This is a genomic window from Pseudooceanicola batsensis HTCC2597, assembly GCF_000152725.1.
Taxonomy (GTDB): Bacteria; Pseudomonadota; Alphaproteobacteria; order Rhodobacterales; family Rhodobacteraceae; genus Pseudooceanicola; species Pseudooceanicola batsensis.
In genome coordinates, this window is the sequence record NZ_CH724131.1 from 3,381,504 (window position 1) to 3,404,777 (window position 23,274).

The following is a 23,274-nucleotide window of genomic DNA, read 5'->3' on the forward strand; positions in this document are numbered from 1 at the left end:
CTTTCGGCCTTCCGGTCCGGTTTGCACTGGGGATTCCGCGGCCTTACACAGGGACGGGAACCCATAGGAGGCAGCAATGTCCGCAAGCAGAGAGACCGTTATCGCCGCGCTGCAGAAGATCGGCCTGCCCGACGGTGGCACGCTGGTCGATCGCGACCTGGTCCGGGCGCTGAGCGTCGAGGGCGGCACGGTGCGTTTCGTCATAGAGGCGCCCTCGGCCGAGATGGCGCGCCGGCTGGGCCCGGTGCGGGACGCCGCGCAGGACGCCGTCGCGGCCCTTCCGGGCGTCCGGGATGTCAGCGTCGTGCTGACCGCGCACGAGGCCCAGAAGGAACAGAAGGCGCCGCAGCTCAAGGTCGGAGGCCATCCGACGCCCCAGGCCGGGCCGATGAAGCCCACCGGGGTCGACCGCATCATCGCCATCGCCTCGGGCAAGGGGGGTGTGGGCAAGTCCACGGTCTCGGCCAACCTGGCGGTGGCCCTGGCGCGGCAGGGGCGGCGGGTCGGGCTGCTGGATGCGGATATATACGGTCCGTCCCAGCCGCGGATGATGGGGGCCTCCGGGCGCCCCGCCTCGCCCGACGGCAAGACCATCGAGCCGCTGCGTGCCCATGGCGTGACGCTCATGTCGATCGGTTTCATGGTGGACGAGGGCAAGGCCGTGGTCTGGCGGGGCCCGATGCTGATGGGCGCCCTGCAGCAGATGCTGGGCCAGGTCGCCTGGGGCCAGCTGGACGTGTTGATCGTCGATCTGCCGCCGGGCACAGGCGATGTGCAGCTGACCCTGTGCCAGCGCTCGGAGCTGACCGGAGCCTTCGTTGTCTCGACGCCGCAGGACGTGGCGCTGCTCGATGCGCGCAAGGCGATCGACATGTTCGCGACGCTCAAGACCCCCGTTCTGGGCCTGATCGAGAACATGTCCACCTTCATCTGTCCCGCCTGCGGCCATGAAAGCCAGATCTTCGGCCACGGCGGCGTCGCGGCCGAGGCCGATCGTCTTGGCGTTCCGTTGCTGGCCCAGCTTCCGATCGACCTCGATACCCGGCTGTCGGGCGATGCGGGCACGCCGATCGCCGCCGGCGACGGCCCCATGGCCGAAGCCTATGGCAGGCTGGCCGAGGGACTGGTCAGGGGCGGCATGGCCTGAGCGGCGGGGCGGCGGGCGGCGGGTCCCGTTCGCTGCCCCGCGGGCCCGGACGCGCCGGAGCCCGACCCGCGACGCCCCGCGTCAGGCGGGGCGTGGTCCGAGCGGCGCTTTGTTCCGGAAGATGGTGTGCAGGGTGTGGGGCAGGGCCTCCACGGCCGGTGCCGTGCGGCGTTTCCCCACTGGCAGGTCTTCGATGGGATGGTTTGGGATGGGCGGTTCCGCACGGCCTGTCCGGTGCTCAGAGGCCTCCTGTCGTCGCGTTGCGGGCTGGGACGCCGCCCCGAGGCCGGGTGATTCATGCGTGATTTGCCCGTGATTCCGTGACGGATCGGGCGAAATCAGGGCACGATCAGCCAGAAAATCACCACGGGAAAGAATTTTTTTGGACGGGATGGGACGGATTGGGTCGCGGCATCTCCTATCTATATATAGTCATTGGTTCCCGCTCGCACGCCATATAGGCGCATTTCTGCCGAAATCGTGACGGGCGGCCCCTTGACAATGCCTGTGGATAACCCTGTTGAAGCCGGTTCGCGGTGAAGTTTTTTCTTGTGTCCCATGGAGGCCCATGGCATCCATAGAGCATCAGATGAGACGGGAAACGGGGCGGCAAGACCCCAACAAAAAACTCCCAAGGCAGGAATCATACAGGCACCCGCTTTCATCGAACCAAGAGATCCGGCGCGCGGGCGAGCAGACATCCCCCCAGGTGGCGCGCGCAGCTGGACAACCCGGAGACGGGACGAGGGCGGCGGATAGGGCAGTGGCAGCAGCTCTATCCGCCGTTTTCCGTTCCGGGACATGGAAACTCTGACCTGGGGTCGGGACGCGGGAATTGGCTTACACCGAGCGGTTCCATGGCAGCGAAGACATGAAGGTGGACAGCAAGTACCGGCTGTCCGTCCCGGTGAACTTTCGCCGCGTCCTCGAGAGCCAGGATCCCGACTGGACCCCCGACAAGCTGGCGCGCATGGTGCTTCTGGTCGGCCCCCGTCTCGACGGCTTCGTCGAGGGCTATTCCATCGACAGCATCGCGGAAATCCAGGACGCGCTGAGCGCCAGCCCCAAGGCGGACCCCAAGTTCAAGGCGCTGCGCAATCACTACATTCATTCGGCCGTCTCCGTCACCGTGGACGAGACGGGCCGTATCGTCGTGCCGCAGAAGGTCCGCGACAAGCTCGGCCTGGGCAAGGACGAATACGTCACCTTTCTCGGCGACCTGAAGACCTTCCAGCTCTGGAAGCGCGACGAATACCAGGCGCGCTTCGCGGAAGAGGCGGACGAACTGGGCGAGGACTTCGATCCCGACGCGGCGATGGACGAGCTGCTCTATACCGCGTCACCGAAAGAGGTGCAGTAACCCATGGCGGCCAGCGCCCCATCCCCGGACGCGCCCCACATTCCGGTGCTCTTGCGCCCGCTGATCGACAGGGTCGCGCCGGTTGCCGGCACATGGCTGGACGGGACATTCGGAGCGGGTGGCTATGCCCGCGGCCTGCTCGAGGCCGGGGCCGAGAAGGTCATCGGCGTGGACCGCGATCCGCTGGCCCTCGAGATGGCCGGAGGCTGGATCGGAGATTGCGCCGGAAAGTTGGAAATCCGTCAGGGAAACTTTGCGGAACTCGACCGGATCGCCGGTGAAATGTTGGACGGAGTGGTGCTCGACCTCGGCGTCTCATCCATGCAGCTCGACCTGGCGGAGCGCGGATTCAGCTTCATGAAGGACGGACCGCTCGACATGCGGATGAGCCAGGAGGGGCCGAGCGCCGCCGACCTCGTCAACACCATGGCCGAGGGCGACCTGGCCGATGTCATCTATCTCTACGGCGAAGAGCGCGCAAGCCGCCGCATCGCCCGTGCCATCGTCCGCGAACGCGCCGAGGCCCCGATTGCCACGACCCTGCGCCTGGCCGGGATCGTCGAGGGCTGTCTGCCGCGCGCCAAGCCCGGCCAGTCCCACCCCGCGACCCGGACCTTCCAGGCCCTGCGCATCGCGGTGAACGACGAATACGGCGCGCTGGCCGAAGGGCTGATGGCCGCCGAACGGGCCCTGCGCCCCGGCGGACAGCTGGCCGTCGTCACCTTCCACTCGGTCGAGGACCGCATGGTCAAGCGTTTCCTCCAGTTGCGGTCCGGCAGGGCGGGGCGGGCCAACCGCTTTGCCCCGGAGGCGCCCGAGGACAAGCCGCGCTTTACCATCGTCACCCGCAAGGCCGTGGGGCCGGACGAGGACGAGCTTGAAGTCAACCCGCGCGCCCGGTCCGCCCGGCTGCGCGTGGCCCGCCGGACAGAAGAGCCGGCCGAACCGATTGATCGCAAGGCATTGGGAATGCCTGTATTCCAGGGGAAACTGCAATGAGAACGTTGCTCTATATCCTGTCCTTCACCGCGTTGATCGGCCTGGGCTTCTGGGCCTATCGCGAGAATTACCGCACCAAGCAGATCGTGGACGAGGCCGAAAGGCTGCAATCGGAACTGGCCAGCGCCCGGGCCCGGCTGGGCGTGCTGCGGGCGGAATGGGCCTATCTCAATCGGCCCGACCGGCTGCGCGAACTGGCCGAGATCAACTTTACGCCGCTCGCGCTTCTGCCGATCAGCCCGGACCAGTTCGGCCGGATGGACCAGGTGGATTATCCCGCGGCGCGGCCGATGCGACAGCTCGAGATCAACGACCCGATCGACGTGTCGACAATGCAGATGCAGGAGGTCGCGGAATGATCAACGAACTGCCCCGCACCCCTCTGCGCCCGCTGGCCCGCATCCTCGACGCGCGCGAGAAGGGCGAGAACCCCGACGCCATCGAGAAGGAAAACCTGCGCCTGCGGCACGAAGAGATGCGCGACCGCGCCCGCGTCCGGGCCGAGGGGCGCATCCTCGTGCTGGGCGCGGTCTTCGCCCTGGCCTTCCTGACCATCGGCGTGAAGATGTGGATCGTCGCCGAATCCGAACCGGCCGAGCCGCGCACCTCCATCGCCGGCGCCTCGATCGTGGCGCAGCGGGGGGACATCCTCGACCGGCACGGTCGGGTCCTGGCCACCAACCTCGACACCTACGCGCTCTATGCGCACCCCCACCAGATGGTCGAGCCGGAACGCGCCGCCGAGGCGCTGGTGGGGATCTTCCCCGATCTCGACCTCGCGCGGCTGACCAGGGACTTCACCGGCAATCGCCGCTTTGTCTGGATCCGGCGCAAGATCAGCCCCGAGCAGCGCCAGGCCGTTCACGACATCGGCGAACCCGGCCTGCTCTTCGGCCCGCGCGAGATGCGGCTCTATCCGAACGGCGCCATCGCCTCGCACATCCTGGGCGGCGCGGGATACGGCGAAGAGGGCGTCCACGCGGCCGAGATCAAGGGCACGGCGGGCGTCGAGCGGGCGTTCGACGACTATCTCACCGATCCGGCGAACGGCGGCAAGCCGCTCGAGCTTTCGCTGGACCTGACGGTGCAGGCCGCCTCCGAAAAGGTGCTCTACGGCGGGATGCGCCTGATGAATGCCAAGGGCGCGGCCTCTATCCTGATGGATGTGAAGACGGGCGAGATCATCTCGATGGTGTCGCTGCCGGACTTCGACCCCAACGACCGTCCGAACCCGCCGACGCAGGGACACCCCGACGACAGCCCGCTCTTCAACCGCGCGGTGCAGGGGGTCTACGAACTGGGCTCGACCTTCAAGATCTTCGCCGCGGCCCAGGCGCTCGACCTCGGTCTGGTGACACCCGAGACCGTGGTCGACATCCGCGGACCGATCCGCTGGGGGCGTCACTCGATCCGCGACTACCACTGGTACGGCAAGGAACTGTCGGTCGCCGACATCATCATCAAGAGCTCGAACATCGGGACCGCGCGGCTGGCGGAACAGATCGGTGCCGAGCGGCAGAAGCAGTTCCTCGCCGATCTCGGCCTCTTCGAGCCGACCCCGGTCGAGATGATCGAGGCGCCGAGCGGAAAGCCGCTGGTCCAGAAGAACTGGTCCGAGCTCACCACGATGACGGTCTCTTTCGGGCATGGCATCTCGATCAGTCCGCTGCACCTGGCCGCCGCCTACGCGACGATCGCCAACGACGGGCAGCGGGTCCGGCCGACCCTGCTGCGCCAGTCCGCGCCGCAGGACGGCCCGCAGGTCATGTCGAAACCGGCGGCCCGCCGCGCGCAGGACATGCTGCGCCGCGTGGTGACCGAGGGCACGGCCTCGTTCGCACGGATCGACCACTATTCGATCGCGGGCAAGACCGGCACGGCCGACAAGCCCAAGCCGACCGGCGGATATTACAAGGACAGGACGATCACGACCTTCGCCTCGATGTTCCCGGCGCACAGCCCGCGCTATGTGCTGATCGTCACCCTGGACGAGGCGGTCGAGACCTCGGGCGACGAACCGCGCCGCACGGCGGGCTGGACCGCGGTGCCCGTCGCCGCCGAAATGATCACTCGCGTCGCGCCGCTCCTCGGGCTCCGGCCCGAGATTGCACCGGGGTCTCTCGCTGGTATAACGCTGACATCGAACTAAGCCGGAAAGGCATCGCGATGACGGCGGAGACAGGGCAGACCCAGACACTCGGCGGCCTCGGGCTCACCGCCCATGGCGGGCGGGACGTGGTGATCACGGGCATCGCCGTCGACAGCCGGGAGGTGAGAGAGGGATACCTTTTCGCGGCCATGCCGGGCACGCGCCTGCACGGCGCGGAATTCATCCAGTACGCGCTGCGCCAGGGCGCCCGCGCGGTGCTTACCGATGCCGAGGGCGCGAGGATCGCGGAACGGGACCTGGCCGAAAGCGACGCGGCCCTGGTGATCGCCGAGGATCCCCGGCAGGCGCTGGCCGGAGCCGCCGCGCTCTGGTTCCAGAAACAGCCGCGCATCGTCACCGCGGTGACCGGCACGAACGGCAAGACTTCGGTCGCGTCCTTCCTGCGGCAGATCTGGATGCTCGTCGGGCGCGAGGCGGTCAACCTGGGCACCACCGGGGTCGAGGGCAGCTATTCCGCGCCGCTCATGCATACCACGCCCGAGCCGATCACCCTGCACCGCATGATGGCCGAACTGGCCGAGGCCGGGATCACCCATGCGGCGATGGAGGCCTCTTCTCACGGACTGGCGCAGCGGCGGCTGGACGGCGTGATGCTGAGGGTCGGGGCCTTCACCAACCTCACGCAGGACCACCTGGACTATCATCACGATGTCGAGGAATACTTCCACGCCAAGGCAGGGCTGTTCACCCGGGTGCTGACGCCGGATGCCGCCGCCGTCATCAACGTCGACGGGCTGCGCGGCGTGGACATGGCAGAGGTCGCCGCCGACCGGGGGCTGGATGTCCTGACAGTCGGCTCGCACGAGGATGCGGAACTGCGCATCCTCGGCCGCCGCTTCGACGCCGACAGCCAGACCATGCGCTTTTCCTTCGACGGCGAGGTGCATCAGGTGCAGCTCAACCTGATCGGCGGGTTCCAGGCGGAAAACGTCCTGGTGGCCGCCGGCATGGCGATCCTGTCGGGCGAGGATCCCGATCAGGTATTCACGGTTCTGCCCGCCCTCTCCACGGTGCATGGCCGGATGGAACTGGCCGCGCGCCGCACGAACGGGGCGGCGGTGTTCGTCGACTATGCGCACACGCCCGATGCCGTGGCGACGGCGCTCAAGGCGCTGCGCCCCCATGTGCTGGGCCGGCTGGTGGCGGTGATCGGCGCCGGCGGCGACCGCGACCGTACCAAGCGCCCCCTGATGGGAGAGGCGGCGGCGGCCCATGCGGACCTGGTCTTCGTCACCGACGACAACCCCAGGAGCGAGGACCCGGCCGCCATCCGGCAGGCCGTTCTGCTGGGCTGTCCCGATGCGACCGAGGTGGCAGACCGTGCCGAGGCCATCCTGCGCGCCGTCGATGCGCTGGCCCCCGGCGACGCCCTGCTGATCGCGGGCAAGGGCCACGAGACCGGGCAGATCATCGGCGACACGGTCTTTCCCTTCGACGATACCGAACAGGCCAGCGTGGCGGTCTCGGCCCTGGACGGGCGCCTGCCATGAGCCTCTGGACCGCGGCCGAGGCCGCCCGGGCCACCGGCGGCGAGGCGCGGGGCGACTGGACCGCCCTCGGTGTCTCGATCGACACCCGCACCCTGCGCGCCGGCGACCTCTTCGTCGCCCTCTCGGCCGCGCGCGACGGGCATGAGTTCGTGGCGCAGGCGCTGGAAAAGGGCGCCGCCGCCGCGCTCGTCTCGCGGGTGCCGGAAAATGTGCCTGCCGATGCCCCGCTTCTCGTCGTGCCGGACGTCCTGCGCGGGCTCGAGGCGCTCGGGCGCGCCGCCCGTGCCCGGATCGGGGGGCAGATCGTCGCCGTCACCGGTTCGGTCGGCAAGACCTCGACCAAGGAGATGCTGCGCACCGTGATCGGCGGCCAGCGCCGGGTCCACGCCGCCGAGGCCTCGTACAACAATCACTGGGGCGTGCCGCTGACGCTCGCCCGGATGCCGCGCGACACCGAGGTCGGCATCATCGAGATCGGCATGAACCATCCCGGAGAGATCGCCCCGCTCGCCCGGCTGGCCCGTCCGCATGTGGCGATGATCACCACCGTCGGCACGGCGCATCTGGAAGCCTTCGACAACATCGACGGCATCGCCCGTGAAAAGGCGAGCATCTTCAACGGCCTGATGCCGGGCGGCTGGGCCGTGATTAACGGCGATCTCGACACCACGCCGATCCTGAGGGCGGCGGCCGAGGCGACCGGGGCGCATATCCTCACCTTCGGCGAGGCCCCGGCCAACCACCATCGCCTGACCAAGGTCGACATCATCGACACGGCCACGGTGGCGGAGGCCCGTATCTGGCGGGCCCCCGCGCTCTTCAAGGTCGCGGCCGCCGGACGGCACTTCGCGCTCAACGCGCTCGGCGTGCTGGCCGTGGTCCGGGCGCTCGGGCTCGACCGCGCGCTGGCCTGCTCGGATCTCTCGCAATGGACGCCCCCCGCCGGGCGCGGCATGCGCGAGCGGCTGCTGCTCGACCCGGTGGACGAGAAGATGGCCTTCGAACTGATCGACGACGCCTTCAACGCCAACCCCGTCTCGATGGCCGCCGCGCTCGAGGTGATCGCCGCCGCGCGGCCCAAGGACAACGTCGGCCGCCACGCCCGAGGCCGCCGCATCGCGATTCTCGGCGAAATGCTGGAGCTGGGCCCGGACGAGCTTGCCCTGCATGCGGGGCTGGCCGATCTGCCCGCGACGGCAGAACTCGACGTGGTGCATTGCGTCGGCAAGCGGATGCGCGCGCTCTACGAGGCGCTGCCGCCCGGCAACCGCGGCCGGCATACGGAAAAGGCCTCGGATCTGGCCGCCAAGGCCGCGCGCCTGGTGGATGCCGGCGATGTCGTTCTGGTCAAGGGGTCCAAGGGCTCGAAGGTCAGCGAGGTTGTTGACGCGCTCAGGAAATTGGGTCATCCCGCGCCGGATGGTTGAGGCGCAGGTTCAGGAGGTCGCTAAATGTTGTATTGGCTGACGGCCCTTTCGGACGGGGGCGACGTCTTCAACCTGTTCCGTTACATCACCTTCCGCGCCGGCGGCGCCTTCATGACGGCGCTGATCTTCGGCTTCCTCTTCGGCCGCCCGCTGATCGACGTGCTGCGCCGTCGCCAGGGCAAGGGCCAGCCGATCCGCGATGACGGACCCGAAGGGCATCTGGTCAAGGCGGGCACGCCCACCATGGGCGGGCTGCTGATCGTGGGCGCGCTGCTCACCTCGTCGCTGCTCTGGGCCCGGCTCGACAACGCCTTTGTCTGGCTGGTGCTCTTCGTCACGCTCGCCTTCGGCCTCATCGGCTTTGCCGACGATTACGCCAAGGTCAGCAAGCAGAACGTCAAGGGCCTCTCCAGCCGCGCGCGGCTCGCCATCGGCTTTGCGATCGCCGCCGTCGCCTCGGCCTGGGCGATGCATATCCACGGCATGATCGACGCCGACCTGCTGTCGCGGGACGAAGGCTATGCCGCGCTCTCGGGGCGGCTGGCCTTCCCGGTGTTCAAGGACCTGCTGCTCAACCTCGGCTGGCTCTTCCTGCCCTTCGCCATGTTCGTCATCGTCGGCGCGGCCAATGCCGTGAACCTGACCGATGGGCTGGATGGCCTGGCGATCATGCCCGTGATGATCGCCTCGGGCGCGCTCGGCGTGATCGCCTATACCGTCGGCCGGATCGACTTTTCAGAGTATCTGGACGTGCATTACGTCCCCGGCACCGGCGAGATCCTGATCTTCGTCGCGGGGCTGATGGGCGGCGGGCTGGGCTTCCTGTGGTACAACGCGCCGCCGGCCGCCGTCTTCATGGGGGACACCGGCTCGCTCGCGCTCGGCGGGGCACTCGGGGCCATCGCGGTCGCCACCAAGCACGAGATCGTGCTCGGCATCGTCGGCGGCATCTTCGTGGTCGAGGCGCTGTCGGTCATCATCCAGGTGGCCTATTTCAAGCGCACCGGCAAACGGGTCTTCCTGATGGCACCGATCCATCATCACTATGAAAAGAAGGGCTGGGCCGAACCGACCATCGTGATCCGGTTCTGGATCATTTCCCTCATTCTCGCCCTGATCGGGCTGGCGACGCTCAAGCTGCGCTAGGCTGGCGCCGGCGCGGTCGCCCGGCAGCCAGGCCCGTGCGCCGCCGCGCGGGCCGGCGACCGGGCCCAGCTTATCCCTTTCCACCTTCCCGGCGTTCCGTTAACCCTTGGTCCGCCGGAGCGCCGGCATGAACATGGAAGTGGACGCAGCCGTGATCCCCGTCAAAGGTGTCGAAGGACAGAAGATTGCCGTGCTCGGCCTTGGCCGGTCCGGCCTCAGCGCCGCCCGCGCCCTGCGCGACGGCGGGGCCGAACCGCTCTGCTGGGACGACAATCCCGCCGCCCGCGACCGCGCCGAGGCCGAGGGATTTGCCGTCGCCGACCTGACCCGGGCCGAGACGATGGAGAGCGTCCGCAGCCTGATCGTCAGCCCCGGCATACCGCATCTCTATCCCGAGCCGAACCCGGTGATCGCCCTGGCGCTCGACCTCGGGGTGCCGGTCGACAACGACATCGGCCTCTTCTTCCGCTCGGCGGCGGACCGGGGGTGGGGCGACTACGACGTGCAGCCCAGGATCGTGGCGGTCACCGGATCGAACGGCAAGTCCACCACCTCGGCCCTGATCCATCACGTCCTCGAGTCCGTGGGGCGCGACACGCAGCTTGCCGGCAACATCGGCCGCGGCGTGCTGGATATCGACCCTCCCGGCGACGGCGGAGTGGTGGTGCTGGAGCTTTCGAGCTACCAGACCGATCTCGCCCGTGCGCTGACGCCCGACGTCGCGGTCTTTACCAATCTCACGCCCGACCATCTCGACCGGCACGGCGGACTTGGCGGATATTTCGCCGCCAAGCGGCGGCTTTTTGCCGAAGGCGGACCCGACCGCGCGGTGATCGGCGTCGACGAGGCCGAGGGGCGCTATCTGGCGAACCAGCTGGGCGAGGGGCCGACCGACGACCGCGTCATCCGCATCTCCTCGGGGCAGAAGCTGACCGGGCCGGGCTGGCTGGTTTACGCCCGCAAGGGATTCCTGACCGAATGGCGCAAGGGCAGGCAGGTCGGCTCGATCGATCTGCGGGCCATCCCCGGGCTGCCTGGGGCCCACAATCACCAGAACGCCTGTGCCGCCTATGCCGCCTGCCGCGCACTCGGGCTGGCCCCGCGCGTGATCGAGTCCGCCTTTCACACCTTTGCCGGCCTCCCGCATCGCAGCCAGATCGTCGCCGAACGGGGCGGCGTCCGCTACGTGAACGACAGCAAGGCCACCAATGTCGATGCCGCGTCCAAGGCGCTCCGGGCATTCGACCGGCTGCGCTGGATCTGCGGCGGGCTGGAAAAGGAAGGGGGGCTCGAGGCGCTGCTGCCGGCGACCGGCTCTGTCATCAAGGCCTATGTCATCGGCCGCGAGGCGGCGGCCTTTGCCATGACCCTGCGCGGGGTCGAGACCGAGGTCTGCACCGACATGGCCACCGCCGTCGCCCGCGCCGCGGCCGAGGCGCAGCCGGGCGAGACGGTGCTGCTGGCGCCCGCGGCGGCCTCGTTCGACCAATACGACAGTTTCGAGAAGCGGGGCGAGGACTTCGTGACCCAGGTCGGAAAGCTGCCCCCGCTCTGACGGTGCCTCAGCCCCGGATCGCGCGGGCCGCAGCCATGGCCGAGGCCCAGGCCCACTGGAAATTGTACCCGCCCAGCCAGCCGGTGACGTCGACGCATTCGCCGATGAAGTAGAGGCCGGGGATCTCCTTGGCTTCCATCGTCTGGCCCGAGAGCCCCTCGGTCGAGATCCCGCCGAGCGTGACCTCGGCCGTCCGGTAGCCTTCCGTCCCGCCGGGCACCACCTGCCAGTCGTGCAGCCGCTCGGCCACCCGGCCCAGCACCGCATCGGACAGGTCGGCGAGATTGCCGGTCAGGTGCAGCTCTGCCGCGACCGCCTCGGCGAGGCGGGCGGGAAGCGGGCCCGAGAGCACCCGCCCGAGCCCCCGCCGCCCGGCCTCGGCCCGCGCCGCCCTGAGCATCGGCAGGGCCTGCTGGCCCGGCAGCAGATCGAAGGCGACCGCCTCGCCCTCGCGCCAGTAGGAACTGACCTGGAGAACCGAGGGGCCGGACAGCCCGCGATGCGTGAAGAGCAGCGCCTCGTCGAACGCCGGTCCCGCCGCGGCCCGTGCGCGCACGGGCAGGGCCACCCCGGAAAGCGGCGCGAACCGCCCCTCGGGAAAGGTGAAGGGCACAAGCGCCGGCCGCGTGTTCGTGACGCTCAGCCCGAACTGGCGGGCGATGTCATAGGCGAAGCCGCTCGCCCCCATCTTGGGGATGGACTTGCCCCCGGTCGCGACCACGACCCGGCGCGCGGTCACTGCCACCGCCTTGCCCTCGCGTGTGAGACGCAGATCGAACCCCGTGGCAGAACGCGCCAGCCCCTCGACCGAGGTGTCGAGCCACAGCTCGGCCCCCGCCTGCCGCACCAGCCCGACCAGCATGTCCACGATCTGCCGGGCGCTGCCGTCGCAGAACAGCTGCCCCAGCGTCTTCTCGTGCCAGGCGATCCCGTGATCCGAGACCAGCGAGACGAAATCCCAGGGCGTATAGCGCGCCAGCGCCGATTTGGCGAAATGCGGGTTGGCCGACAGGAAATGCCGCGCCTCGCAGCCGGTATTGGTGAAATTGCACCGTCCCCCGCCGGAGATCCGGATCTTCTCGCCCGGTTTCCCGGCATGGTCGAGCAGCAGCACACGCCCGCCGCAATGCGCCGCGCACATGAGCCCCGCCGCTCCGGCGCCCAGGATGACCGTATCGAATTCCATGCGCCGCACATGCCCCAATCCCGGGGGCGGGGCAATCGCTCCCGCACCTCTTTCAGACTGGCCAGAACGCCGGATTTTGGCTAAACTGAGGCATCAGACCCCGAAAAACGGGGCGGACGAGAGGCAGAAGGCAGTAGTCCAATGACAGAAATGGTGTATGGCGCGCTCCCCGCGGCAGACGGAGAGCCGATCCTTCCCAAATGGTGGCGGACCATCGATCGGTGGTCGCTCACGACGATCCTCCTTCTTTTCGGCATCGGCCTGCTCCTCGGCCTCGCCGCCTCGCCGCCGCTGGCCGAACGCAACGGCTATCCCCCCTTCCATTACGTGACCCGTCAGGCGGTCTTCGGCACGCTGGCCATGATCGCGATGGTGATCACCTCGATCATGTCGCCGCAGGTCGTGCGCCGGCTGGCCGTGCTGGGGTTCTTTGCCGCGCTCGTGGCGCTGGCCCTGCTGCCGGTCTTCGGCACGGATTTCGGCAAGGGCGCCACGCGGTGGTATTCGCTCGGCTTCGCCTCGCTCCAGCCGTCGGAATTCCTCAAGCCGCTCTTCATCATCGTGACCGCCTGGCTTCTGGCGGCGAACCAGGATCTGAACGGCCCGCCGGGCCGGCTGTGGTCCTTCATGCTGATGGTCGTCATCGTCGCCTTCCTCGCCGCCCAGCCGGACTTCGGCCAGGCCAGCCTGGTGCTCTTCAGCTGGGGCGTGATGTACTTCGTCGCCGGCGCGCCGCTGACCCTTCTGACCGGCATGGCGGGCGGAGTGGTCGTGATCGGTGTCCTCGCCTATCAGAGCTCCGAGCACTTCGCGCGCCGGATCGACGGCTTCCTGACCTCGGAAGTCGATCCCACCACGCAGATCGGCTATGCCACCAACGCCATCCGCGAGGGCGGGCTCTTCGGGGTGGGCGTGGGGCAGGGCGAGGTCAAGATGTCCCTGCCGGATGCGCATACCGACTTCATCATCGCCGTCGCGGCCGAGGAATACGGCCTCGCGCTCGTCGCGGTGATCATCCTGCTCTATGCCGGGCTGGTCCTGCGCTCCTTCCTGCGTCTCACCCGCGAACGCGATCCCTTTGTCCGGTTGGCGGGCGTCGGCCTCGCCGCGACGATCGGCGTGCAGGCGATGATCAACCTCGGCGTCGCGGTCCGGCTGCTGCCCGCCAAGGGCATGACCCTGCCGTTCATCTCCTACGGCGGCTCTTCGGTCATTGCATCCGGCATCGCCGTGGGCATGCTGCTGGCCATGACACGCAAGCGGCCGCAGGGCGAACTGACCGACCTCCTCTCGGGGAGGGCCAGATGACAGGCAGCGCACCGCTGCTGGTGATGGCCGCCGGGGGCACCGGTGGTCACATGTTCCCGGCGCAGGCCCTGGCCGAGACGATGCTGGCGCGCGGCTGGCGGGTGAAGCTCGCCACCGATGCGCGCGGCGCCCGCTATACCGCCGGCTTCCCGCCGCAGGTCGAGATCGAGGTCATGTCCTCGGCCACCTTCGCCCGGGGCGGGGTCGTGGCCAAGGCGGGCGTCCCCTTCCGCGTCGCCGGCGGAACGCTGCAGGCGGTGGCGCGCATGATGCGCGACCGGCCGGCCGTGGTCATCGGCTTCGGCGGCTATCCGGCGATCCCGGCCATGGCGGCCGCGACGATGCTGCGCCTTCCGCGCATGATCCACGAGCAGAACGGCGTGCTGGGCAGGGTCAACCAGCTTTTCGCCAAGAGGGTGGGCCTCGTCGCCTGCGGTACCTGGCCCACGGAGCTGCCCGAGGGCGTGACCGGGCTCCACACCGGCAACCCGGTGCGCGCCGCCGTGCGCGAACGCGCCGGCGCCGGATACATCCCGCCCGGAGATTACCCCATGTCGATCCTGGTGATCGGCGGCTCGCAGGGGGCGCGGATCCTTTCGGACATCGTGCCCCCCGCCATCGCGGCACTGCCGCTGGACATGCTCCGCCACATCCGCGTCAGCCACCAGGCCCGCGCTGAGGACCAGGAGAGGGTCGCGACCTTCTATGCCGAGAACGGCATCGACGCCGATGTCGAGCCGTTCTTCGACGACGTGCCCAACCGGCTGAGCGAGGCCCAGCTCGTGATCTCGCGCGCCGGGGCCTCGACCGTGGCCGACCTGACCGTGATCGGCCGCCCCTCGATCCTCGTGCCGCTGGCGGCGGCGATCCGCGACGAACAGACCGCCAATGCGAGGGGGCTGGTGCGCGCCGATGCCGCCGTCCTGATGCCGGAAAGCCAGTTCACCGTGCAAAACCTTGCCGAGCACGTCGAAGGGGTCTTGTCGAACCCCCCGGCGGCGGAGCAGATGGCGCGCGCCGCGCTGTCCGTCGGCCGCCCCGACGCGGCCGAGGATCTCGCGGCCCTGGCAGAGGCGCTGGCCAACGGCATCGCGCCCGACGAGTTGACGAAGGGATAACCAGTGAACGCAGCGACCAAACTCCCCGGAGACGTGGGCCCCATCCATTTCGTCGGCATCGGCGGCATCGGCATGTCCGGCATCGCCGAGGTCCTGCTGAACCACGGCTACACGGTGCAGGGATCGGACCTGAAGGCGTCCCGGATCACCGACCGCCTTGCCGGCCTCGGCGCCCGTATCTTCGAGGGGCAGACCGCCGAAAATCTTGCCGAGGCCGAGGTCGTCGTGATCTCTTCGGCCATCAAGCCGGGCAACCCCGAACTGGACGAGGCCCGCCGCCGCGGCCTGCCGGTGGTCCGCCGGGCCGAGATGCTGGCCGAACTCATGCGGCTCAAGTCCAACATCGCCATCGCCGGAACGCACGGCAAGACGACCACCACCACCATGGTGGCCACGCTGCTGGACGCGGGCGGCATCGACCCCACGGTGATCAACGGCGGCATCATCCATGCCTACGGCTCGAACGCGCGCGTCGGCCTTGGCGAATGGATGGTGGTCGAGGCGGACGAGAGCGACGGCACCTTCAACCGCCTTCCTGCCACCATAGCGGTGGTCACCAACATCGACCCCGAGCACATGGACCACTGGGGCGATTTCGACACGCTGCGCCAGGGGTTCCTCGACTTCGTGTCGAACATCCCCTTCTACGGCCTCGCGGTCTGCTGCACCGACCATCCCGAGGTCCAGAACCTCGTCGGCAGGATCACCGACCGCCGCGTCGCCACCTACGGTTTCAACGCCCAGGCCGACATCCGCGCGGTCAACCTGACCTACCGCAAGGGCGTCGCGCATTTCGACGTGCTGCTGCAGGCCGAGGGCGACCGGATCGACGGCTGTTCGCTGCCCATGCCGGGCGACCACAACGTCTCCAACGCCTTGTCCGCCGTGGCCGTCGCCCGGCACCTCGGCATGAAGAAGGACGAGATCCGCACGGCGCTGGCCAATTTCGGCGGCGTGAACCGCCGGTTCACCCGCGTCGGCGAGGTGGGAGGCGTCACGGTCATCGATGATTACGGCCATCACCCGGTCGAGATCGCCGCCGTGCTCAAGGCCGCCCGCCAGGCCACCGAGGGTCGGGTGATCGCCGTTCACCAGCCGCACCGGTACACCCGGCTGCACACGCTCTTCGAGGATTTCTGCGCCTGCTTCAACGAGGCCGATGTGGTCGCCATCGCCGAGGTCTATGCCGCCGGCGAAGACCCGGTGCCGGGCGCCACCCGCGACGACCTCGTCGCCGGCCTGATCCGTCACGGCCACCGCCATGCCCGGGCGATCAACTCCGAGGACGACCTCGAGCGCCTCGTGCGCGAGCAGGCGCAGGAGGGCGACATGGTCGTCTGCCTCGGCGCCGGCACCATATCGGCCTGGGCGAACGGGCTGCCGAAGCGGCTCGCCGCCAGGGAAACGGCCTGACGCCCGGGGGCCACGGCGCCCCGGGGCCGCACTGTTGCAGTAGGGACCCGGTTTCCATCGGCGGAGTTTCGCCGCTACATAATCCCTTGCCGTGCAGATGTTGATGGCTGACCATGTCGACCAACTAGAGGTGGGCGTGGCGGTGATGCTCTTTCTACAGACCTACTTTTTCTTCATCCTGTCCTTCGCGGCCTTCTTTGCGGCCGCGCTCTATTGCTATGTCGCCACGGGCGAGGGGCTCTGGCCCCGCGGGCTGGTCCTGCCGCTCGTCGGGGCCGCGCTGATCGCGCAGTCGGTCTACATGCCGATCCCCGGCTCCGACCTTTTGCTGATCCAGTCGATGGCGGTCTGCACCATGGGCGGATCGGTCCTGGGCATGTCGATCCGGATGTTCGTCCGCGCGATCCGCCGCCGCCGCGAGGCGCGGTTCGTCTGACTTGCCGCCCCGCGCGGCCGTTGCTATCCCCGCCCGGTCACCCGCGCAGGAGAGAACATGCCCCGCCCCGACCGGATCGAGACCCGAGGACGCCTGACGGCGCAGAGGCCGCTGTCCGAGCTGACCTGGCTTCGGGTCGGCGGCCCGGCGGAGTGGTTCTTTCAGCCGGCCGACGAAACCGACCTTGCCGCGTTTCTCTCTGCCCTCGACCCCGAGGTGCCGGTCTTTCCCATGGGCGTCGGGTCGAACCTGATCGTGCGCGACGGCGGGTTGCCGGGGGTGGTGATCCGTCTGGGCCGCGGCTTCAACGCGATCACGGTGGAGGGCCGGCGGGTGACCGCCGGGGCGGCCGCGCTCGACGCCCATGTCGCGCGCCGCGCGGTCGAGGCCGGCGTGGACCTGACCTTCCTGCGCACGATCCCCGGCTCGATCGGCGGCGCGCTGCGCATGAACGCCGGCTGCTATGGCACCTACACGGCTGACAATTTCCACTCGGCCCGCGCGGTGACACGCGACGGGCGCCGGGTGACGCTGGGCTCGGGCGACATCGACTTTGCCTATCGTCAGACCGACATCCCCGAAGGCTGGGTCGTGACCGAAGTCACCTTCGAGGCCCCGGTCGGCGACCCGGCGGATCTGGCCGATCGGATGGCGGCGCAGTTGCAGAAACGCGACGAAACCCAGCCGACGAAAGAGCGCAGCGCCGGATCGACTTTCCGAAATCCGGCCGGCTTCTCCTCGACCGGGCAGGCGGACGATGTGCATGATCTCAAGGCCTGGAAGCTGATCGACGACGCCGGAATGCGCGGCGCCCGCCACGGCGGCGCGCAGATGAGCGAGAAACATCCCAACTTCCTCCTGAACGCGGCAGGCGCGACCGCCGCGGAGCTCGAGGAACTGGGCGAGGACGTGCGAAAAAGGGTTTTCCAATCCTCCGGATTGACGCTAGAATGGGAAATCATGCGCATCGGCGAACACGCCCCGAAAGAGGGCTAGGGCCAGAGCGCAGGGCAGATACAGGACCTTTCCGGTTCAAAGGCACATTATCGGGCGCAATAAGCCCGGGACTTGAGGCACAAAGTGGGTTCGTCGAGCAGGGCAACCCCGAAAGTGGCGGTATTGATGGGTGGCCCCTCGGCCGAGCGCGAGGTGTCGCTGTCGACAGGGCGCGAATGCGCGGCCGCCTTGCGGGGCGAAGGCTATGAGGTGGTCGAGGTCGATGCGGACCGCGATCTCTCGGCGCGCCTCGCCGATCTCTCTCCCGACGTGGTCTTCAACGCCCTTCACGGCAGATGGGGCGAGGATGGCTGCGTCCAGGGCGTTCTCGAATGGATGCGGATCCCCTATACCCATTCCGGTGTCCTCGCCTCGGCGCTGGCCATGGACAAGGAGCGGACCAAGGGCGTCTATCGCCAGGCCGGACTGCCCTTCGCCGAAAGCTGCCTGGCCCGCAGGTCCGAGATTGTCTCCCGTCACGTGATGGAGCCGCCCTACGTCGTGAAGCCCTTCAACGAGGGGTCGTCGGTCGGCGTCTACCTTGTCCACGAGGTCGCGAACGGGCCGCCGCAGGTCGATGAGGCGCTTCCCGAAACGCTCATGGTCGAGAAATTCGTGCCGGGCCGCGAACTGACCGTATCGGTCATGGGCACGGGCGAGGGCGATCCCGGCCCGCTCTGCGTCACCGAGATCCTGACGGACGGCTGGTATGACTACGAGGCGAAGTATACCCCCGGCGGGTCGCGCCATGTCTGCCCCGCCAAAATTCCGCAAGACATTGCCGCCGCCTGTCTCGACTACGCCCGGCGTGCGCATGTCGCGCTCGGATGCCGCGGCGTGTCGCGCACGGATTTCCGGTGGGACGAGACCCGCGGCGCCAAGGGGCTGATCCTGCTGGAAACCAATACGCAACCGGGCATGACCCCGACCTCGCTGACACCCGAACACGCCCAGGCCATGGGCATCGGCTTCGGCGCCCTGTGCCGCTGGCTGGTGGAGGATGCCTCATGCAACCGCTGACCGCGACCCGCGCCACCGCGCAGCACGCCCCGCGCGAGCCGGACAGGCCGCGCACCGACCCCGCGCCCTCGCGCGCCGCATACCGGCTGCAACGGGTCATGCTGACCCCGGCCTACCGCCTGACCCTGCGGGTCATCCTGCCCTTCCTGCTCTCGATGTCCCTGTCCGCCCTCTATCTGTCGGACGAGACCCGGCGCGATGCGCTGCTGCGCAAGGTTCACGACATCCGCAATCAGGTCGAGACGCGCCCCGAATTCATGGTCCGCCTGATGGCGGTCGAGGGCGCCTCGGCCGGGATCGAGGCGGATATCCGCGAGATTTCGCAGATCGACTTTCCGATCAGCACCTTCGACCTCGACCTCGACAACCTGCGGAGCGCGATCATCGGGCTGCCGGCCGTGGCCGACGCCCGCGCCCGCGTGCGCCAGCTCGGCGTGCTCGAGGTGACGGTCACCGAACGCGAGCCCGCCCTGGTCTGGCGCAGCCGCGAGGGGCTGCAACTGATCGACCGGACCGGCATCGTGATCGGAGAACTCGGCGCCCGGACCGACCGGGCCGATCTGCCTCTGATCGCGGGCCACAGGGCCTCCGAGGCGGTGGCCGAGGCCCTGGCGCTCATCGAGATCGCCGCCCCCTTCCGCGACCGGCTGCGCGGGCTGGAGCGCATCGGAGAACGCCGCTGGGACGTGGTGCTCGAGCCGGACCTGAGGATCATGCTGCCCGACCGGCAGCCGGAACTTGCGCTGGAACGGGCGATTGCCCTGCACGAGGCGCAGGATGTGCTGGACCGCGACGTGGCGGCGCTGGATCTGCGCCTCGCCGCGCGTCCGACGGTCCGAATGAACGCCGGGGCGCTCGATCGCTGGCGGCAGATAAAGGACGTCTATCTGGGGACGGGTGACAGATGACCATGCTTTACGAAACGCAACGTGCGATGCGCAACATGCGCAAGGCGGCCCTGCAGCGCGGCGTGGTGGCCGTGCTGGACGTGGGCAGCAGCAAGATTGCCTGCCTTGTGCTGCGCATCGACCAGACCGGCACGACGGCGCGCGGCGACTCCGGGTCGCTGGCGGGGCAGGCCGGCTTCCGCGTGATCGGCGCCGCGACCACGCGCTCGCGCGGGGTGAATTTCGGCGAGATCGACGCCATGCCCGAGGCCGAGCGCGCGATCCGGACGGCCGTGCAGGCCGCGCAGAAGATGGCCAACATCCGCGTCGACCACGTCATCGCCTGCTTCTCGGGCGCGGCACCCCGGTCCTACGGGCTGGCGGGCGAGATCGAGGTCGAGGACCAGGCTGTCAGCGAACAGGACATCTCGCGCGTGCTCGCCGCCTGCGACGTGCCCGACTACGGCCCCGGCCGCGAGGTGCTGCACGCCCAGCCCGTCAACTTCGCCCTCGACCACCGCTCGGGCCTCAGCGATCCGCGCGGCCAGATCGGCCATGTGCTCTCGACCGACCTGCACATGCTGACAGTGGATGCCACGGCGGTGCAGAACCTCGCCTATTGCCTCAAGCGTTGCGATCTCGAGCTCGCCGGCGTCGCCTCTTCCGCCTACGTCACCGGCATTTCCTCACTGGTCGAGGACGAGCAGGAACTGGGCGCGGCCTGCATCGACATGGGCGGCGGGACCACCGGCCTCTCGATCTTCATGAAAAAGCACATGATCTATGCCGACACGGTCCGCATGGGCGGGGATCACGTCACCTCGGACATCTCGATGGCGCTGCAGATCCCGGCCTCGCATGCCGAGCGGATCAAGACCTTCTACGGCGGCGTCGTCGCCACCGGCCGCGACGATCTCGAGCGGATCGAACTGAAGAGCGAGACGGGCGACTGGAACCACGACCGGCGCGAGGTCTCGGTCGCCGAACTGATCGGCATCATGCGCCCGAGGGTCGAGGAGATCCTCGAAGAGGTCCGCCACCGTCTGGATGCCGCCGGGTTCGACCACCTGCCATCGCAGCAGATCGTCCTGACGGGCGGCGCCAGCCAGATCCCCGGGCTCGACGGTCTCGCCTCGCGCATCCTCGGTCAGCGCGTGCGTCTCGGCCGGCCGCTCCGCGTGCACGGTCTGCCGCAGGCCGCCACCGGCCCCGGATTCGCTTCGTCGGTCGGCATGTGCCTCTTCGCCGCCCGGCCGCAGGACGAATGGTGGGATTTCGAGGTGCCGATCGATCGCTATCCGGCCAAGAGCCTCCGCCGCGCGGTGCGCTGGTTCAAGGACAACTGGTAACCGGCGGCACCCGCCGCTCCCGGCGGTCGCGATCGGCAAGTCCTTGCGAAACGGGATGAATTCTCCGGAATCCGTTGGCCCCCGCGCGCGGTTTGTGCCACGATTCCCGCCAATGGGGCGGATAACGTCCGAGTCGGCGCGAGCAGTGACCACTCATCATCGAAGGAGAATCGGGCTGTCGCTAAGGCGCTAGATTCGCTGTATGTTCGGACTGTACTTGCTCAGCTCCGCTCTATTCTTGCGTATTCTTGAACTTCAAGATTTGGCTGTAACAGCAATATCGCGCTTGATTTCTTGAGTTTCTCACCAGATTTTGCGGCAATTCCCCAGATTTGCTGATGACCTCGGCCCAGACTCGCGTTACAGTCATCAACGATAGGCATGAATAATCATCCCACAAGATGGCTCCACAGGCGGAAGAAACCATGGCATTGAATCTCTCGGTCCCGGGACAGCAGGAAGAACTGAAACCGCGCATCACCGTATTCGGTGTCGGGGGCGCCGGTGGCAACGCAGTCAACAACATGATCGACAAGGCGCTGGACGGCGTCGATTTCGTCGTGGCCAACACGGATGCCCAGGCCCTTCAGCAAAGCCGGGCAGAGCACCGCATCCAGCTTGGCGTGAAGGTGACCGAAGGACTGGGCGCCGGCGCCAAGGCGTCGATCGGGGCCGCCGCCGCCGAAGAGAGCATCGAACAGATCGTCGATCAGCTGGCCGGGTCGCACATGTGCTTCATCACCGCCGGCATGGGCGGCGGCACCGGGACCGGCGCCGCGCCGATCATCGCGCAGGCCGCACGTGAACTGGGCGTGCTGACCGTCGGCGTCGTCACCAAGCCGTTCCAGTTCGAGGGCGGCAAGCGGATGAAGCAGGCCGAGGACGGGGTCGAATCCCTTCAGAAGATGGTCGATACGCTGATCATCATCCCCAACCAGAACCTCTTCCGCCTCGCCAACGAGAAGACGACCTTCACCGAAGCCTTCTCGATGGCGGATGACGTGCTCTACCAGGGCGTGAAGGGTGTCACCGACCTGATGGTGCGTCCCGGCCTGATCAACCTCGACTTCGCCGACGTGCGCGCGGTGATGGACGAGATGGGCAAGGCCATGATGGGCACCGGCGAGGCCGAGGGCGAGGATCGTGCGATCCAGGCCGCCGAGAAGGCCATCGCGAACCCGCTGCTGGACGAGATCAGCCTGCGCGGCGCGAAGGGCGTGCTCATCAACATCACCGGCGCCGACGATCTCACCCTGTTCGAACTCGACGAGGCGGCCAACCGGATCCGCGAAGAGGTCGATCCGGACGCGAACATCATCGTGGGCTCCACGCTCGATCCGAACATGGAAGGCCGGATGCGGGTCTCGGTCGTCGCCACCGGCATCGACGTCAGCGACATGTCCAAGGACGTTCCGACCCCGCGCCGCCGGGCCCCCGAGGCGCCCGCCGCCGTCGAGGCCCCCGTGGCATTCGTCGCGCCGGAACCGGTCGAGGCGGCCTATGAACCCGCGCCTGCCCCGGCGCCGGAACCCCGCCCCGAGCCGGTCCATGCCGTCGCCGTCGAGGAAGATGACGAGAACGAGCCCTCGCTCTTCCACGATTTCGACGCCGCCGAGGCCGAGCGGGACGCCGAAACCTACCACTACGAGGACACGACGGACGAGGGCGTTCCCGCCCCGGCCTACCGTCCGCAGGCCGTGCAGCCGGCACCGCAGCCCGCTCCGCAGCAGGCGGAACGTCCGTCCCCGGCAGAGTTCGTCGCGCCCCGCGCGCCCCGTCAGGGCCAGCCCTCGGCCGAGACTCTCGCCCGCCTGCAGGCCGCCGTCACCAACAAGACGTCGGCGCGCCAGGCCGAGCATCATCACGAGGAAAAGTCGCGCTTCGGCATCAACTCCCTCATCAACCGCATGACCGGCGAGCAGAAACACGCCGCCGCGGGCCAGCCCAAGCCGCAGCCGGCCCTGCGCACGCAGGAGGCGCCGCGCCCGGCCGAGAAGGATCCGGATCAGGAACGGATCGAGATCCCCGCCTTCCTGCGCCGCCAGGCGAACTGATCCGGGATCAGGGACACTGACCAGCGGCCGCCCTTCGGGGCGGCCGTTTCCGTTTGTCTGCAACGATCTGCGGTCCTGTGCTCACCCATTGCGCGAAGCGCCGGATTGGCTGCCCGCCCATGTTTCATTTCGTTGCAAAGAGTGAATTGAGTCGGACCGCCCCCCGCCATAGGTAGAAGACCACGGACAGGCCGGTCATGCCGTCATGCGGCG

Annotated in this window: 19 protein-coding genes; 18 read left to right on the top strand and 1 reads right to left on the bottom strand. The window is 68.5% G+C overall.

Translation table 11 applies throughout. From position 1 onward, the window contains the following. Positions 1-76: 76 nt before the first annotated feature. The 9 genes from OB2597_RS19940 (at position 77) to murD (ending at position 11,294) form a co-directional block, all read left to right on the top strand. Positions 77-1,147 carry an Mrp/NBP35 family ATP-binding protein gene (locus tag OB2597_RS19940; protein WP_009807433.1) on the top strand — a complete coding sequence of 357 codons (1,071 nt, stop codon included), beginning with the start codon at positions 77-79 and terminating at the stop codon, positions 1,145-1,147. Between the two features lie 835 nt (positions 1,148-1,982). Continuing rightward, positions 1,983-2,507, top strand: a complete 525-nt coding sequence (locus OB2597_RS19945; protein ID WP_009807434.1) for a division/cell wall cluster transcriptional repressor MraZ — start codon at positions 1,983-1,985, stop codon at positions 2,505-2,507. 3 nt (positions 2,508-2,510) lie between these two features. Continuing rightward, positions 2,511-3,506, top strand: coding sequence for a 16S rRNA (cytosine(1402)-N(4))-methyltransferase RsmH (rsmH, locus tag OB2597_RS19950; RefSeq protein ID WP_009807435.1), 996 nt, complete (start codon positions 2,511-2,513; stop codon positions 3,504-3,506). Then, on the top strand, positions 3,503-3,865 hold the full coding sequence (ftsL, locus tag OB2597_RS19955) for a cell division protein FtsL (protein WP_009807436.1): 363 nt from the start codon (positions 3,503-3,505) through the stop codon (positions 3,863-3,865). The genes rsmH and ftsL overlap by 4 nt, the downstream gene beginning before the upstream one ends. Before the next feature lie 8 nt (positions 3,866-3,873). Further along, entirely contained in the window at positions 3,874-5,655 is a 1,782-nt protein-coding gene (locus OB2597_RS19960; protein WP_040610002.1) for a peptidoglycan D,D-transpeptidase FtsI family protein, read from the top strand. A gap of 17 nt (positions 5,656-5,672) precedes the next feature. After that, positions 5,673-7,166: a UDP-N-acetylmuramoyl-L-alanyl-D-glutamate--2,6-diaminopimelate ligase gene (locus tag OB2597_RS19965; RefSeq protein ID WP_009807438.1), complete on the top strand. Its 1,494-nt coding sequence runs from the start codon at positions 5,673-5,675 to the stop codon at positions 7,164-7,166. Further along, the gene (locus OB2597_RS19970; RefSeq protein WP_009807439.1) at positions 7,163-8,593 is read left to right on the top strand and encodes a UDP-N-acetylmuramoyl-tripeptide--D-alanyl-D-alanine ligase; all 1,431 of its coding nucleotides are present in this window, start codon (positions 7,163-7,165) and stop codon (positions 8,591-8,593) included. Before OB2597_RS19965 ends, OB2597_RS19970 begins: the two co-directional genes overlap by 4 nt. 24 nt (positions 8,594-8,617) lie before the next feature. Beyond that, a complete protein-coding gene (mraY, locus tag OB2597_RS19975) occupies positions 8,618-9,739 on the top strand; it encodes a phospho-N-acetylmuramoyl-pentapeptide-transferase (protein ID WP_009807440.1) in 1,122 nt (373 codons plus the stop codon). A 151-nt stretch (positions 9,740-9,890) separates the two neighbouring features. Further along, positions 9,891-11,294 carry a UDP-N-acetylmuramoyl-L-alanine--D-glutamate ligase gene (gene murD, locus OB2597_RS19980; protein ID WP_040610003.1) on the top strand — a complete coding sequence of 468 codons (1,404 nt, stop codon included), beginning with the start codon at positions 9,891-9,893 and terminating at the stop codon, positions 11,292-11,294. Positions 11,295-11,301: 7 nt separating this feature from the next. On the opposite strand, the gene OB2597_RS19985 is transcribed toward murD, so the two are convergent. Continuing rightward, complete coding sequence (locus tag OB2597_RS19985; protein WP_040610004.1) at positions 11,302-12,480, bottom strand: BaiN/RdsA family NAD(P)/FAD-dependent oxidoreductase; 1,179 nt, start codon at positions 12,478-12,480, stop codon at positions 11,302-11,304. Between the two features lie 141 nt (positions 12,481-12,621). On the opposite strand from OB2597_RS19985, the gene ftsW reads away from it, so the two are divergent. The 9 genes from ftsW (at position 12,622) to ftsZ (ending at position 23,061) form a co-directional block, all read left to right on the top strand. Continuing rightward, positions 12,622-13,788, top strand: coding sequence for a putative lipid II flippase FtsW (gene ftsW, locus OB2597_RS19990; RefSeq protein WP_009807443.1), 1,167 nt, complete (start codon positions 12,622-12,624; stop codon positions 13,786-13,788). Then, a complete protein-coding gene (gene murG / locus OB2597_RS19995) occupies positions 13,785-14,906 on the top strand; it encodes an undecaprenyldiphospho-muramoylpentapeptide beta-N-acetylglucosaminyltransferase (RefSeq protein WP_009807444.1) in 1,122 nt (373 codons plus the stop codon). Before ftsW ends, murG begins: the two co-directional genes overlap by 4 nt. 3 nt (positions 14,907-14,909) lie before the next feature. Next, complete coding sequence (gene murC / locus OB2597_RS20000; protein ID WP_009807445.1) at positions 14,910-16,319, top strand: UDP-N-acetylmuramate--L-alanine ligase; 1,410 nt, start codon at positions 14,910-14,912, stop codon at positions 16,317-16,319. A gap of 103 nt (positions 16,320-16,422) precedes the next feature. Further along, complete coding sequence (locus OB2597_RS20005; protein WP_148234768.1) at positions 16,423-16,755, top strand: hypothetical protein; 333 nt, start codon at positions 16,423-16,425, stop codon at positions 16,753-16,755. Between the two features lie 57 nt (positions 16,756-16,812). Next, positions 16,813-17,751, top strand: coding sequence for a UDP-N-acetylmuramate dehydrogenase (murB, locus tag OB2597_RS20010; RefSeq protein ID WP_009807447.1), 939 nt, complete (start codon positions 16,813-16,815; stop codon positions 17,749-17,751). Between the two features lie 84 nt (positions 17,752-17,835). After that, positions 17,836-18,771: a D-alanine--D-alanine ligase gene (locus OB2597_RS20015; protein WP_084658903.1), complete on the top strand. Its 936-nt coding sequence runs from the start codon at positions 17,836-17,838 to the stop codon at positions 18,769-18,771. Further along, positions 18,759-19,679 (top strand): cell division protein FtsQ/DivIB, encoded by a 921-nt coding sequence (locus OB2597_RS20020; RefSeq protein WP_009807449.1) that lies wholly within the window; start codon positions 18,759-18,761, stop codon positions 19,677-19,679. The genes OB2597_RS20015 and OB2597_RS20020 overlap by 13 nt, the downstream gene beginning before the upstream one ends. Continuing rightward, positions 19,676-21,007, top strand: a complete 1,332-nt coding sequence (ftsA, locus tag OB2597_RS20025) for a cell division protein FtsA (RefSeq protein ID WP_009807450.1) — start codon at positions 19,676-19,678, stop codon at positions 21,005-21,007. The genes OB2597_RS20020 and ftsA overlap by 4 nt, the downstream gene beginning before the upstream one ends. 425 nt (positions 21,008-21,432) lie before the next feature. Beyond that, entirely contained in the window at positions 21,433-23,061 is a 1,629-nt protein-coding gene (gene ftsZ / locus OB2597_RS20030; protein WP_040609471.1) for a cell division protein FtsZ, read from the top strand. The last annotated feature ends 213 nt before the right edge of the window (positions 23,062-23,274 follow it).